Annotated in this window: 13 protein-coding genes (1 of these 13 only partly in view); 9 read left to right on the forward strand and 4 right to left on the reverse strand. The window is 53.2% G+C overall.

Features of this window, described 5'->3' with window-relative positions; translation table 11 throughout:
* The first annotated feature begins 647 nt into the window (after window positions 1-647).
* Genes CSC3H3_RS20650 through CSC3H3_RS20660 form a run of 3 tightly spaced genes read left to right on the forward strand, consistent with a single transcriptional unit; the run spans window position 648 to window position 2,936 of the window.
* Complete coding sequence (locus CSC3H3_RS20650; RefSeq protein WP_101286364.1) at window positions 648-1,244, forward strand: BRO-N domain-containing protein; 597 nt, start codon at window positions 648-650, stop codon at window positions 1,242-1,244.
* Window positions 1,211-1,669: a recombinase family protein gene (locus tag CSC3H3_RS25185; RefSeq protein ID WP_101285075.1), complete on the forward strand. Its 459-nt coding sequence runs from the start codon at window positions 1,211-1,213 to the stop codon at window positions 1,667-1,669. The genes CSC3H3_RS20650 and CSC3H3_RS25185 overlap by 34 nt, the downstream gene beginning before the upstream one ends.
* A 7-nt stretch (window positions 1,670-1,676) precedes the next feature.
* Window positions 1,677-2,936, forward strand: coding sequence for a recombinase family protein (locus tag CSC3H3_RS20660; RefSeq protein WP_101286365.1), 1,260 nt, complete (start codon window positions 1,677-1,679; stop codon window positions 2,934-2,936).
* Between the two features lie 90 nt (window positions 2,937-3,026).
* Here the strand turns inward: CSC3H3_RS20660 and CSC3H3_RS20665 are convergent, their stop codons facing one another.
* Window positions 3,027-3,620, reverse strand: coding sequence for a hypothetical protein (locus tag CSC3H3_RS20665; RefSeq protein WP_101286366.1), 594 nt, complete (start codon window positions 3,618-3,620; stop codon window positions 3,027-3,029).
* Window positions 3,621-4,348: 728 nt separating this feature from the next.
* Between CSC3H3_RS20665 and kdpF the strand changes: the two genes are divergently transcribed.
* From kdpF to CSC3H3_RS20695, 6 genes are all read left to right on the forward strand, one after another.
* Entirely contained in the window at window positions 4,349-4,435 is an 87-nt protein-coding gene (gene kdpF / locus CSC3H3_RS20670; RefSeq protein WP_101286367.1) for a K(+)-transporting ATPase subunit F, read from the forward strand.
* Between the two features lie 13 nt (window positions 4,436-4,448).
* Complete coding sequence (gene kdpA / locus CSC3H3_RS20675; RefSeq protein WP_101286368.1) at window positions 4,449-6,158, forward strand: potassium-transporting ATPase subunit KdpA; 1,710 nt, start codon at window positions 4,449-4,451, stop codon at window positions 6,156-6,158.
* 17 nt (window positions 6,159-6,175) lie between these two features.
* Entirely contained in the window at window positions 6,176-8,209 is a 2,034-nt protein-coding gene (gene kdpB, locus CSC3H3_RS20680) for a potassium-transporting ATPase subunit KdpB (RefSeq protein ID WP_101286369.1), read from the forward strand.
* A gap of 13 nt (window positions 8,210-8,222) precedes the next feature.
* Window positions 8,223-8,789 (forward strand): potassium-transporting ATPase subunit KdpC, encoded by a 567-nt coding sequence (gene kdpC, locus CSC3H3_RS20685; RefSeq protein WP_101286370.1) that lies wholly within the window; start codon window positions 8,223-8,225, stop codon window positions 8,787-8,789.
* Between the two features lie 208 nt (window positions 8,790-8,997).
* Complete coding sequence (locus CSC3H3_RS20690; protein WP_101286371.1) at window positions 8,998-11,727, forward strand: sensor histidine kinase; 2,730 nt, start codon at window positions 8,998-9,000, stop codon at window positions 11,725-11,727.
* A 1-nt stretch (window position 11,728) separates the two neighbouring features.
* Window positions 11,729-12,427, forward strand: coding sequence for a response regulator (locus CSC3H3_RS20695; RefSeq protein WP_101286372.1), 699 nt, complete (start codon window positions 11,729-11,731; stop codon window positions 12,425-12,427).
* Between the two features lie 206 nt (window positions 12,428-12,633).
* On the opposite strand, the gene CSC3H3_RS20700 is transcribed toward CSC3H3_RS20695, so the two are convergent.
* The 3 genes in view from CSC3H3_RS20700 to CSC3H3_RS20710 are tightly spaced (at most 3 nt apart) and all read right to left on the reverse strand, a layout consistent with a single transcriptional unit that may run on beyond the window.
* A complete protein-coding gene (locus CSC3H3_RS20700) occupies window positions 12,634-13,371 on the reverse strand; it encodes a SprT-like domain-containing protein (protein WP_101286373.1) in 738 nt (245 codons plus the stop codon).
* A 3-nt stretch (window positions 13,372-13,374) separates the two neighbouring features.
* A complete protein-coding gene (locus CSC3H3_RS20705) occupies window positions 13,375-13,914 on the reverse strand; it encodes an HD domain-containing protein (protein WP_101286374.1) in 540 nt (179 codons plus the stop codon).
* A protein-coding gene (locus CSC3H3_RS20710; RefSeq protein ID WP_157831975.1) for a helix-turn-helix domain-containing protein crosses the window boundary here: on the reverse strand, window positions 13,907-14,912 show its 3' portion. 68 nt of this gene lie beyond the right edge of the window; the window shows 1,006 of its 1,074 coding nt (coding positions 69-1,074); the start codon falls outside the window, past its right edge; its stop codon occupies window positions 13,907-13,909. Before CSC3H3_RS20710 ends, CSC3H3_RS20705 begins: the two co-directional genes overlap by 8 nt.

The following is a 14,912-nucleotide window of genomic DNA, read 5'->3' on the forward strand; positions in this document are numbered from 1 at the left end:
CTTGATTTTGCCCCTCCCCACCAAATTGACGCAACCAATTACAGTTACTTACTAATGCAAAATGCACTTTCCAGGTCTGAGGCAAAAACCTGTACAACACCCTAGATAAGATCATCTCCCGACAAGATAAAATCGACGATACTCTTAAAAACCCATAAATTTGACTTATATCTTTTCACTTACAATTAAATATCTATATTTTCTTGTATCAGTCAAAATATGTTTAATAACATCACCCCTTAAAACCAATTTTGACAGCCCATCCTAATCGCATTCAAGAAAAGCATCCCTCAGTACCTTTACCCGTTGAGAGAAGCGAATAATCCAAGATATCACGCAAATATTGTTAGGTGATATCACCTAACCTATCCTGCCAGCCAGACCAACGACAGGGTAAAGTTGTGCAATCTTGGGCACACTCTGGCACAAACTGGCAATCTCCGTCAATCTCTGGCAATCTTGGGCAATCACTGGCAACATATTGTAATTGCTTGATTTTTATCTATACCTATTCTTCCGGAAATATACGTTTTACCCCTTGTGCATAAGTCATTTCATCGCGTAATCAAAAGAGTCGGACGGCTCTTGTCACAGAGCACTTACAACCTCTGCGGATAAACCGCGATGGCTTGGTCAAGGATCACAACATGAATGAAATCATACCGTTCAGCTTTGAAGGTGCTGAAATTCGTACTGTCTATAGGAATGACGACCCGTGGTTTGTCGCCATAGATGTTTGCAAGGCGCTGGGAATTGGAAATCCCCGCAAGGCAATCCAGGTGCTTGATGATGATGAAAAAGATGACGTAACTTTAAGTGACGCCATCGGGCGGCAACAGGAAACGAACATCATCAATGAAAGTGGCCTCTATATCCTGATCCTGCGCAGTCGGAACGCATTGAAGCCTGATACATTACAGCATCGTTTTCGCAAGTGGGTCACGAACGAGGTCCTGCCTGCAATTCGCAAAACCGGAGCCTATCCCCCCGCCCCGCCCCCATCATCCACCCAAAACAATGATCAGCAGGAACTGATCGAAGCCCTGCGCGACAAAATCGCACTTCTGGAAGAAAACCGGTCATTGGTTAAAGACCGCAGGATCTCATCAACGTTCGTGGGCGTGGCACGCCAGCTCTTTGAGAAAACCGACTTCTCCGACGACACCATTGCAGAAATCCTTGCCCCGGGCATCGGCACCCTCATGCCTGAATGGGTCACCTGGCAACGCCGACAGCACCATTGATCCGGCCTGAAATAAGACTTCCCCTTCCCGGCCTCGTGCCTTTTTCTTTATCCTTCCCAGAAACGAGGCCTGACTTGAGAGCCGGAATCTACGCACGTCATTCAACAGACAAACAGGAAACCAGTACCCAGGATCAAATCCGCCGCTGCCGGGAGTTTTGCCAGCGTAAAGGCTATGACATTGTTGAAATTTATCACGATGAAGCCATCTCGGGCTCCCACATCGAAAACCGGCCCGGCATTTCCGCCCTTCTGATCGGTGCCTTGAATGATCGCTTTGATCTGGTGGTGGCGGAGGACCTTAGCCGCATCAGCCGCGATCAGGCCGATACCGCCAATTTCTTCAAGAAAATGCTGTTCCTGGGCGTCCCAGTCGAGACTGTCAGCGAAGGCTTGATCAACGAACTGCATATATATCGGCCTTAAAAGTACGATGAATGCACTGTACCTGAAGGATCTGGCCGATAAGACCCATCGTGGGGTAATTGCCGCTGTGCTGCGCGGCGGTGTTCCCGGCGGCAAGCTATATGGGTACGACCTTGTTCATGCGCTGGATGAATTTGGCGAGCCGATACGCGGCAAACGCACCATCAACGCAGAACAGGCTGCTATCATCCGTGAAATTTTTGAACATTATGCGAGCGGGCGCAAACTCAAACATATCTGCGATGATCTGAACCACCGGGGCATTGATGCCCCTAAAGGCGGGAAGTGGGCACCCTCCAGCCTTGTTGGCTCCTTTGTCCGCCAGACCGGCATGTTACGCCAGACGCTGTATAACGGCACCGTCACCTTCAACAAGATGCAGTACCGGAAACACCCCGAAAATGGCCGACGGGTGTCAATCATCCGGCCCGAAAGCGACTGGATCACCGTCCCTATTCCCGAATTGAAAATTGTTGAACCCGAGTTATTTGCCGAAGTTCAAAAAGCACTCGATATGCGCTCCAACAAACACATGCAGCGCAAGCTCGGCCCCAAGGTGACGACAGAGGAAGAAAAACGGGAAATCTCGATCAAGCGATCAAAGGAATGGCGGCGCAATCAGGCGATTACGTCAAAACGCTCCAATGCCGTTTTTGGCGGCAAGCTGTATTGCGGGGAACATGGCCACAAAATCACTGCAACCTATGCCAAACACTATTCCTGTCCGGTCAAAGGCTGCCATAACCGTAGCCTGAATTATGATCAGATCATGGCCCTGGTCATCGACGCAATCAGCGATCTTGACCACAACACGATCCGCGATCATTTCGATGATGATAAAATGGCAGAAACCCGCGCCCATCACGAACAGGAAATCATCCGCCTGAAGGCGGAACTGGAAACCTTGCGGGTCAGTGTCAATAAAGTCATCGAGGCGCTGGGGCCAGACGCCCGCTCCCGGGATATTCGTGCCTTCTTTGACGACAAGTCAGAGCAGATCCACCGGACAAAGCTGGACCTGGCGCGCCATAAACGCGAACTGGCCGAAACAACCCTGCCCAAAAGCCTCGACCGCATCGTTTTGCGACATCATGCCCTGATCTCGAAATTACGTGTTTGGTCCCGGGACCCGAAAGCCGTGATGCCTCTACGCCGTGTCATTGACAAGCTGACAATTCACACATTCTGGGATCACGACAACAAAACATGGCGATCAGAATGCAAAGCCACATTTGATTTCAACTCGATTGTCGCAAGCGAAAAGTAAATTGTACAGGGAGCACATGACAATTGAAACCGGCAGAATTCTGCCGGTTTCAAAGCAACATTTCGATCCGTTCGAGAGAAATTCACGCAATCAAAACTGAAACCCGATTTGGCCCGTGCTATCGGTCTTAGTTAGCACTCCCTGAAAATCGCTACTGGAAATCTGGATAAAATCCGGCATCCGCTCCAATCGGGTTTGACAATATTCCGGGTTAATATTCATCATCTTCCCGACTGTAGCATATTGGCAGAAGATTATGGCGGCAGCGTCTTTGACGCTCATGGGTGGCCATTCTGAATAAAAATGCGATTGAAAACCTGTTTCGGAAATAAACGGCAGATCAAGATCAATGGCATTGAATTCAAACCGGCTGCATATGTCGAGCGGGCAGGCAAAACCCACCAGCACCCGGCCATGATCCGTTTCCAGCACAAACAATCCGTTCTGCCCCCAATGCGGAACATCGCCGTCTTTAGCAGCAAGCGCTGCTATCATCACCGTTCCTGCCCCGTCTGGGCCAAAGATGCCAAATTCGCCCCTGTCACCATTGGCTGACACGCTCAAAGCCCTGAAATCCTGTGCAGCATTTTGCGCAGCATCATTCTCATTTGCCCGGATAGCGGCATCAAATTCACGGGCAATCTGTTTTGCAATGTGAATGTCGCACTCTGTTACCGTGTGCATCTTGGGTATCCCTTTCCTGAATGACAACCGAAGGACCGGTCTGGCCGGTTCAACTTCTTCCCGTCGTCAAAAAAGGGTGAATGCCGTCAAGCTGAATATGGGATGTTCAGGCCGTCAAGGCCTGAACCGGGACCCTGATTCTGCTTTACGGCAGAGGGCGAAGCCCTGACTGCGGACTATCAGCAAAATCAGCCTCACGATGAAACGCTCATCAAATCAGTAGGCTAAACCAATAAACTCCGCCTCCGGCGCGAAACTGATGCCTTTCGATTGCCGACAAATCATTCATCACCACACCAAACTTTCTTACGTGCCAACCAGGCATTCCAGCCTGGATACCAGCGTAGTGCCAGACCTTCTGCCAAACATTTTGCAATGTTGGTAAGCGTACGGTCACGGCTAACCCGTGGGTAATAACAAAAAACCGGATTTTAGGAGCGAAGAGGAAACAATGTCTCAGAACAGCTCAGAAAATCGGGATTTGGCTGACATATCAACCTATGAAATTGCCCGCGTATGCAGAATTTTACGCATTATTTATGCCTGTCATCGGTCAGGATAGATTTCTGCCATCGCATTTTTACGGCCCCTCCCCCTAGCCTGTAGTGGTTAACGCTAACACTACAGGAGTATCCCATGTTTGATCTGATCTATACCGCTCTGGCATTGGGTGCCTTTGGCCTGTGCGGGCTTGCGGTACGTGGCTGCGCTCGGATTTAGGAGGCTCCATGACCAGTTACATCCTTGGTGGCGCGGTATCGGCCGCACTGATTGTCTATCTGTTTTACGCCCTGATCCGGGCTGAAGAATTCTAGGACGGAGTTCCCGATGACAACCGATCTCGGTCAGTTCGCGCTTTATTGCGCGATCCTGCTGGCGTGCGCCCCGTTGCTGGGCGGATATATGTACCGGGTTTATAGCGGGCAGCGGGTTTTACTTTCCCCCGTTCTCAAACCGGTCGAGAACATCATTTACCGCATCTGCGGTATTGATGCCCAGGCATCACAACATTGGTCGCGCTATGCGGTGACGCTTCTGGCCTTTAACGCGGCCGGGTGGGTTTTGCTGTTTGCCATACTGCGTTTGCAGCATCTTTTGCCATGGAACCCGGCCGGACTGCCGCCGATATCATCCGACCTGGCATTCAACACGGCGGTCAGCTTTGTCACCAACACCAACTGGCAGGCCTATGGCGGTGAAACCTCACTATCCTATTTCAGCCAGATGGTCGGCCTGACCATGCAGAACTTTGTCAGTGCATCAACGGGGATGGCAGTTGCCGTTGCGGTGATCCGCGGATTTGCCGGGCGCAAGATCCGCGATCTTGGCAACTTCCATGTCGATATGACGCGCGGGGTTCTTTATATCCTGCTGCCACTGTCGATTACTGCGGCAGTTTTCCTGATGTCGCAGGGCGTTCCACAGAACCTGAATTCCTATGTTCATGCAACCACGCTTGAGGGCGCAAAGCAGGTTCTGGCGCAGGGGCCTGCCGCATCGCAAATTGCTATCAAACAGCTTGGCACCAATGGTGGCGGTTTCTTTAACGTCAATGCATCGCACCCTTACGAAAACCCCACACCCCTGAGCAATCTGCTTCAGATGGTTTACATTCTGCTGATCCCAGCAGCGTTTTGTTTCCTGTTTGGTAAAATGGTTAATGACAGGCGCCAGGGCATTGCGATTTTCGCGGTGATGGCTGTGCTGTTTGTGGCCGGATTTGCTGCGACCTATGGCGCGGAAAAGGCAGGCAATGCACTGCTGGCCAATGACAGCACGATTATCGCCGATCCAGGCAATATGGAAGGCAAGGAAACCCGGTTTGGCATCCTGAATTCCACCCTTTGGGCGACGGCAACGACGGCGGCATCGAACGGATCGGTCAATGCGATGCATGACAGTCTGACACCGCTTGGCGGTATGGTAACGATGTTGAACATGCAGCTTGGTGAAATCATTTATGGCGGCGTGGGTGCCGGTCTCTACGGCATGCTGTTATTTGTTGTCCTGACTGTCTTCATTGCCGGGCTTATGGTTGGACGAACACCGGAATATCTGGGCAAGAAGATCGAAGCCCGCGAGATGAAGCTGGCTGTTCTCGCCATTCTGACAATGCCGATCGGCATTCTGATCTTCGGGGCGCTGTCGGCCACTATTCCGACCGCATTAACTGCAGTGCAGGATGCCGGTCCGCACGGGCTTTCGGAAATCCTTTATGCCTATAGCTCGGCGACGGGCAATAACGGCTCGGCCTTTGCCGGGTTCGGGGCCGGAATACCGTTTCATACCACCTTGCAGGGCATTGCGATGCTGCTAGGGCGTTATGGGTTCATCATTCCGATCCTCGCGATTGCCGGGTCGCTCGGGGCGAAGAAAGTCGTTCCGGTTTCTGGTGGCACATTCCCGACCCACGGACCGCTTTTCGTTACCCTTCTGATTGCCGTCATTTTGATTGTCGGCGGCCTCACTTTCTTCCCGGCACTGGCTCTCGGTCCGATTGCGGAACATTTCGCAATGCTGGCCGGAACCGTCTATTGACCGGAGGAGTTCACAAGATGAAGAAAACAGAAAATACCCGTCTGCTGAACGGGGCGCTTGTCCGCGCCGCTAGTATCGAGGCGTTTCGCAAGCTTGATCCGAGGATCATGATCCGCAATCCGGTGATGTTCATGGTCGAGGCCGGTGCGGCGATGGCGACCGTCATCAGCATCCATACAGGAATGACGGGCGGGGCGGATCTTTCCACCCTGTTCCAGATTACCGTCTGGCTTTGGTTTACTGTCCTGTTTGCCAATTTTGCCGAGGCGGTCGCCGAAGGTCGTGGCAAGGCACGTGCCGATAGCTTGCGGTCAACCAACAAGGAAACCCAGGCAAAAAAGCTTCGTAACGGGGAAAAGACCGCCGTTGAAATGGTCGCAAGCAGCCATCTTTCGCCCGGTGATTTTGTACTGGTCGAAGCGGGCGATATCATCCCGGTCGATGGCGAGATTGTTGAAGGGATTGCTTCAGTCGATGAATCTGCAATTACCGGTGAATCTGCCCCGGTCATCCGCGAAAGTGGCGGGGACCGGTCGGCGGTAACCGGCGGGACACGGATTGTGTCAGACTGGCTTAAAGTCCGTGTTACCGCCAAACCGGGCGAAAGCTTCCTGGATCGCATGATTGCGATGGTCGAGGGCGCGCAGCGTCAGAAAACACCAAACGAGATCGCGCTTAATATCCTGCTGGTTGGCATGTCGATCATTTTCCTGATCGTCGTCGTCACACTTGAACCATTTGCGCTGTTCTCGGGCACCTCGATCCCGATGGCATTTCTGATTGCGTTACTGGTTACCCTGATCCCGACGACAATTGGCGGGCTGCTGTCTGCCATCGGGATTGCCGGCATGGATCGTTTGGTCAAGGCCAATGTCATTGCCAAGTCCGGGCGTGCGGTTGAAGCATCGGGTGATGTCGATACGCTGCTGCTTGATAAAACAGGAACCATTACCTTTGGCAACCGTATGGCAGACGAATTTGTACCGCTCAAAGGTGCCACAGATCGCGAAGTCGCGGAAGCTGCGGCAATTGCATCGCTTGCCGACGACACGCCAGAGGGCAAATCGATTGTCGAGCTGGCGGGCAAGCTGTTTGACTTCCGGGGAGATAAATCGAAATTGTCCAAGGCGATTGCCTTTACTGCCGAAACCCGCATGTCAGGGGCTGATATCGGTACGGATGAATATCGTAAAGGTGCAGGGGATGCTATGCGGGCTTACGCCGAAGCCGGTCCGCAGGTTGCTGAACTTGGCCGGATCGTTGATGGCATTGCCAAATCCGGTGGTACGCCGCTTGTGGTTGCCAAAAACCATAAGATCATGGGTGTTATTCATCTGAAAGACATCATCAAGCCGGGCATTCGTGAACGGTTTGCCGAACTGCGTGCCATGGGCATCCGGACCGTCATGATTACGGGGGACAACCCGTTAACCGCTGCGGCAATCGCTGCCGAAGCCGGAGTGGATGATTTTCTGGCCGAGGCAACACCTGAAAAAAAACTGGAACTGATCCGTCAGGAACAGGAAGGCGGACGTCTGGTGGCGATGTGCGGTGACGGATCGAACGATGCGCCGGCCTTGGCGCAGGCCGATGTCGGGGTGGCGATGAATGATGGCACCCAAGCCGCACGAGAGGCTGGCAACCTTGTCGATCTTGATAGCGATCCTACCAAGCTGATCGAGATTGTTCAGGTCGGAAAACAGTTGCTGATCAGCCGAGGCGCTTTGACAACATTTTCGATTGCCAACGATGTTGCCAAGTATTTCGCGATCCTGCCCGCCCTTTTCATCGCCGCCTATCCGCAGCTTGGTGCGCTGAACATCATGGGGCTCGCAAGTCCGCAAAGTGCGATCCTTTCGGCGGTGATATTTAATGCTCTGATCATTATCGCTCTGATCCCGCTGGCGTTGCGCGGGGTTCGGTTCACACCGGGCAGTGCGGCGGCGCTCCTGCGTCGAAACCTTCTGATCTATGGCCTTGGTGGCCTGATCGTTCCCTTTGTCGGCATCAAGGTCATTGACCTTCTGATCAATGCCGTCGGTCTGGTTTAACGGAGAATTTGTCATGTTGAACTTGTTACGTCCGGCCATTGGCATGGCTGCTGTAATGACGGTGATAACCGGTGTTGCCTATCCACTGGCAATGACCGGGATCGGGCAGGGACTGTTCGCGGAAGAAGCCAATGGCAGTCTGATTAAAAAGGATGGTGTAGTGGTTGGTTCGCGCCTGATCGGTCAGAAATTTGAAAGTGATCGCTATTTCCATCCGCGCCCTTCCTATGCCGGCGATGGCTATGAGGGCGATAATTCCGGTGGTTCCAACCTTGGGGCGACAAGTAAGGAACTGGTCAGCGGGATCAAGGCCCGTTCCTTGGATCTTTCGGCCAAAAACGGTAATCGACCGGTGCCAATAGATTTGCTGACGGCCTCGGGCAGCGGACTTGACCCGGATATCTCGCCCGAAAGTGCCCGCTTCCAAATGGAAAGGGTGGCGAAAGCTAGAAATATGCCTCTCAATGATCTGGAAGAACTGGTTGCAGCCCATATTGAAGAACGGACTTTTGGCCTGATCGGTGAACCACGGGTCAATGTTCTGATGTTGAATCTGGCTTTGGACGAAATATCATCCTGAGGCAATGACGAAACAGTATGAAATTGGGCACTGGATTGTCCGACGGCAGTCCCGTGCCCAACAAAGAGCAATCATGCGTCAGGCAGAGGAATTGCGTGCTGTCTGGCTCCGTAACAGGGTGCTGTCAGTCTACCGACGATTTATCCGCGCGATCCACCAATGGTTCTGATATGACGAGATAAATACGAAAGGCATTGATCGACGTAACATGACCGATGAAGAAGACCGTCCATCCCCCGAGGCCCTGCTGGAACAGACCCGCAAGGATGAGAGAGGTAAGCTCAAGATCTTTCTGGGCGCCTATCCTGGCGTCGGAAAGACCTATGCCATGCTTCAAGCCGCGCAGGAACGGCGAAAGGAAGGGCGAGACGTTATTGTCGGGATTGTCGAAACCCACGGGCGCGTGGAAACCGAAAACCTCTTGCGAGGTCTTGAAGCATTGCCGCGCAAAAGGCTTTTGCATCGGGGCCGTGTCTTTGGGGAAATGGATATTGATGCGATCATCTGGCGTAAACCGGAAATCGCCCTTGTGGACGAACTCGCCCATACCAATGTACCCGGCAGTCGCCACGAAAAACGCTATCAGGATATTGATGAACTACTTGATGCCGGAATCAATGTCTATACGACACTGAATATCCAGCATCTCGAAAGTCTGAACGATATTGTCGCTCGAATTTCGCGTGTTCGTGTGCGTGAAACCTTGCCCGACAGTTTCCTTGAGAAAGCCAATGAAATCGAGCTAATCGATCTTCCGCCAGACGATCTTCTGCAAAGACTGCGAGATGGCAAGGTCTATGTCATTGATCAGGTCGGGCGGGCGCTTCGGCACTTTTTTAGCAAAGGCAATCTGACCGCCCTTCGCGAACTGGCAATGCGCATTGCTGCTGAGCGTATTGACGCGCAGATGCTGGAATATATGCGCACCCATGCGGTTAGTGGCCCGTGGCCAACGCAGGAACGCCTGATGGTGTGCCTGAACGAAAGTCCGGTGGCCAAAAAGCTGGTGCGCACGGCAAAGCGAATGGCCGAACGCCAGCGTATTCCCTGGATCGCCTTGCATGTGGAAACACCGCGCGACGACCGGATGTCGAATGCCGAAAAGGATGACATCGCCGAAGCCCTGCGTCTGGCAGAACAGCTTGGTGCGGAAATTATCACGCTTCAGGCAGAAGTCCATTTGGCACGCGAGATTTCCGCATTGGCGGCCAAACGCAATGTCACACGCCTGTTGATCGGGCGACCAAGGCGAAGAAGCTGGACCGGATTGTTACGTGAGAATGTAGCACGCAAACTGCTTGAGAACGCGGAGGGCTTTGACGTTACCGTTATTGCTGTAGATGCGGACGAGAAAAAACGTTCACTGATCTCGGACAATCCGTTCGAGCCCGGAACCTGGCGATCACGCAGCCTTTTGTGGGTTTTTGGCAGTGTTACAGCAGCCACTGTCGCGGCCTTGTTCGCTGACAGGTATTTACCTTTTGGCAATCTGTCGCTGATTTATCTGCTGGCAGTGCTGTTAACCGCCATCCGTTGTAGCATGTGGCCGTCGATTGCCACCAGTTTTCTGTCTTTCATATCGTATAATTTCTTCTTCACAATACCCTACTATACCCTGTCAGTGTTCCACCAGGAACAGCTGATTACCATCGTATTTTTCCTGATTGTTTCGGTCATCGTCGGCAATCTGGCTGGTCGCCTGCGCTTGCAGGTCGATGCCATGAAAACCAGCGGAAAACGCACTGCCAATCTATATGATTTCAGTCGCAAGATTGCGGCAGCGGCGTCGCTTGATGATGTGTTATGGGCGGCTGTACACCATGTTGCAGCAACACTTGATTGCCAGTCGATGGTCCTGCAAGCCGGAAAGGACGGGGCGCTGGAAATTACTGCTGCCTATCCGCCAGAAGACCAGTTGGGCCTGAAAGACTGGGGCGCCGCCGAGTGGGCGTGGGAACACTCCAAACCAGCCGGATGGCGATCCGAAACCCTGCCGACAGCAGAATGGCTGTTCATGCCAATGACAACCCAGCAAGGCCCGTTAGGTGTTCTTGGTGTTCGTTTTAACGAAAATGCACGCACATTGGGCCCTGCCCAAAGACGTTTACTTGAAGCGCTTGTTGATCAGGTGGCCGTTGCGGTCGAACGCACTCGTCTGGCGACCGATATGGAAGAGGCGCGATTGCTGAGCGAGGCCGAGCAACTTCGCGCAGCACTCCTGTCTTCCGTATCACATGACTTGCGCACCCCTCTAGTATCAATCATCGGGTCAGCAACAACATTGTCAAGCTATGGTGACAGAATGGGCCCCGATGATCGCACGCAACTGACCCAGACCATCCTGGAAGAAAGCGAACGCCTGAACCGGTTTGTCCAGAACCTTCTGGATATGACGCGGCTTGGTTATGGTGCCTTGCAGCCGAAAAAGGAATGGTCGGATTTGGCGGAGATTATCGGTCGAGCGGTCAAGCATGTTCGTAAATATGCCGGTTCGCGATCCTTTGACGTGCAAGTGTCGCCGGATCTTTCATTAATCCAGCTTGATCCAGTTCTGATCGAACAGGTTCTGTTCAATGTTCTGGATAATGCAGTAAAGCACACCACTAACGATGGCCGGATCAATGTAAGTGCAAAGGCAGATAAAACACGGATGATAGTTGAGATATCGGATAACGGACCAGGTATCCCGGCCGAAGCGCGGCAGGCTGTTTTTGATGTTTTCTATCGTGTTCGCGCAGGCGATAGCCAGGTGGCGGGTACGGGGCTTGGATTGTCGATTTGCCGGGGTTTTATTGAGGCACATGGCGGACATATCGTCGCACTCGACGGGCCGCAGGGATCGGGCACAACCATTGCCATAACCCTGCCGATGACTGAGGTGCCGACGGTCGCAGAAGATGACGAGGATTTGCAAGATGGCTGTGCAGAAGGAAACTGACATGCGCAATCAGGCCAAAGTGCTGATCATTGATGACGAACCGCAAATTCGCAAATTCCTGCGGATCAGCTTTGGTGCGCAGGGGTATGAAGTGATTGAGGCGGAAAATGGCCAGTCCGGCATTGAGAAATGTGCCCTTGAGACCCCGCATCTTGTTATTCTTGATCTTGGATTACCAGATATCGACGGACAGGAAGTTTTGGCGAAGATCCGGGAATGGAGTGAGGTCCCGATTATCGTATTGTCTGTGCGTGCCAATGAGGAAGAAAAAGTAAATGCTCTGGATCACGGTGCGAACGATTACGTGACCAAGCCGTTTGGCATTGCCGAACTGATCGCACGAGTGAGGGCTATCTTGCGTGGCCGCAAAGCCGAAGACCAGACCAGTAGTGAGATTGTTTCGGGTGATTTGAAGATCGATCTAGCGGCACACAGGGTTTTCAAGGGTGGAAACGAGCTTAAACTGACCAGAAAGGAGTTTGCGCTCCTGACTCTTCTGGCGCGAAACGCAGGGCGCATCGTCACGCATCAACAGATTTTGCGCGAAATCTGGGGCCCCGCACAGGAAACTGAAACACATTATCTGCGTATCTATATTGGTCATCTACGCCAGAAACTTGGCGATGATCCGCTTAACCCGGCCTATATCGAAAACGAGCCGGGGGTTGGATACCGATTTCTGGAAGCCGATAGTCGATAGGCTTCGCATTACGGCTACCTTTACTGATCTGCGATACAAGTTTCTGCGAAACAATCAGTTCCAGAAATCAATATTCCAAGGAAGCAAGTCATCAATCTTATTGATGGGATGATAGCCGATCTAGGCAAATACGCTCTAGAATCAAAAGCCTCCCATTCTTCCCTATTTTTAGACTACCGCTGTCCTCTCCAATGGCTATTTCTGTCTCAAAAACCAATAGGTAGTATCCCCGCCGCCTCACAGGCCTCCTCGCCACATAACAGCTTCATGCCGGGCTTTCCCCAAACCTGTGCCGCACAGGACAGGCAGCGATATTTGACGCGATGGGAACGGTTTTCCGCCTGAACCGGCGTCACCCGTGCCAATGCCGCCGCACAGGCCGAACCTCCTGTAAAGGCTGCCGCCAGCGCCTGGCCCGGCTCCTGCGGCGGAAAACGGTCCAGCCAGGACAACGTAAACTCCCGGGTCATCAGGTCCCGACATGCCCGATCAAATGGCCCGTCCTCAAGGATGTAATGGGTCATTTTCTCGCCCACGCGCCGCCCGCCGGGCTCTCCTGTATTGCTTGGCATCAGGCCAATCGCTTCCATACGGTCGGCCCATTCCCGGTTATGATAGGCACGTCTGCCGGGATCACCGAAGCGATACTGCCAGAGATGTACCATTTCATGGGCCAGCGTAGAGAGCGTTTGCGGAACGGTTCGCACCACAAACCAGGACGGGTTCAAGGCGATCTCATCGATACACTCGCCCGTTTCGCTGCTGACAAACCGCTCGGGCGAAAAATAGCCGTAAGTATTCTTCTGACGCTGCAAGGTGATCAGGCAGGCTGGCAGTTTGTTCCCAAACAAACCTTCATTGAAATGGCTAAAAGCCTTTTGCAGCTCGCTGTAAAATTCGACACTGGGCAGGGCTTCGGCGAATTTGTGGATTGCACAATCCATTTTTCAACCCTCCCCTGCCGGAAACAGTCGCCCGACCCGATCCAGAAACTGTGCCTCGGCCTTTTGCGGGCTCCAGGGCAGCACATATTCCGGCAAAGGAGCCACCTCGCGCGGCACAAAGCCGCGCACCAGGCCCCGGTCAACCGCATCACGATATTCCGCCACCTGCAAACGCTGATCGATGTATGCAACTTCCTCCACCACATCAGCAGGCCACGGCCAATTCACCCCCGTAAGCTCCGTGTAGAACTTGCGGATCGGCAAAACGATCTCCGCTTCAAAACGGCCCCATATCCCAATCTCCCGCATCTTCTGCTTAACCGGTGTGAGCAAGTCCCCGGTTTCATCTTCCTCGATGTCGTGGATCAAGGCATAGGGCGCGGCCCGCTGAGAAACGTTGTCACACGCCATCACACAATGCTGGGCGACGCTCACATCACAAGCCCCGTTCCAGCGTCGTAAATGTGCCAGGCCCCTGGCTTTGCGGGCGAACAAAAGTTGGCAGTCAGAAGGATGTTTAACGACAAGAGAGACATCACGCATGACCGCTCTCCTGCTGCTCGATGGCGCGTAAATTATGGCGCACGGTATCGCGCAAACGGGCCGATTTGAGCATGGCATAAAGGTAACCCGCCGGATCGCGCACACCCTGACGGTCCACGGCCACCATAACGGCGGCCATCGCCGCCCAGCCATGTTTGGCCAAAGCCACCCGCCAGACAGCGGGGCGCAATTTGATTTGGTGAGAAAGAGTTGATTTCACAGCCATCGCAACCGCCTGAACAGAGGCTGAAGACGGTTCTGGCCCCATCAAATCACACAGTTCGGCTGCCGTGAGCTGTTTTTGCAAAGTCGGCGAGGCCTGAACCATCAAAAACAGGATCTCACTGTCCACATCGATGTCGGAAATTGTCGCGCACGATCTCTGCCCGGGCGTTGCCTGCGCAGCCCCGCTTTGTACAAGGTTCGTAGAACCAGGATTTAACTTGTAGGATTTAAGGGGGACAGAAACGTCCTCCTCCCCGGACTCTTTGTGTTCATGAAGTGAGTCTGAAGAGGTGTCTTCACAGGCATCCAAACGCGCCAAGTCATCCCGTTCGGCCTTTGCACGCTCACGAGCGGACTCTATCTTCTGTTCGATAAATTCTGCCGCCTGGCGCAACTCATGCAGACGTGCTGCGACCGGGCGTAAATCAATCCCTGCATTGCCGTCCGAACGCCGGTTCGAGGCCGAATACCGCCGGACAACCCAGTGATTGGCCTCCAGCAAACATAATGCCCGCCGAATTGAGCGTTCATTCCGGCCGGTCAGTTCGGCCAACCGCCGATTGCCCGGCCAGACCGTCAAACGGCCACTACGCCAGGCCCGCACATCATAGACATGCTCGATCAAAAGAATAAGAACACGAACGGAAAGATCGGTGAGACAAGGGGATAAGCAGGAAATGGCCCGGCTGACCAAGCCAACAACCGAAGCCGTGGTCACATCATTACAGCCGGTAAAGCCGTCACACAAGGCGAGCAAATCGCCATAGGTTTCC

Source organism: Thalassospira marina (genome assembly GCF_002844375.1).
Taxonomy (GTDB): Bacteria; Pseudomonadota; Alphaproteobacteria; order Rhodospirillales; family Thalassospiraceae; genus Thalassospira; species Thalassospira marina.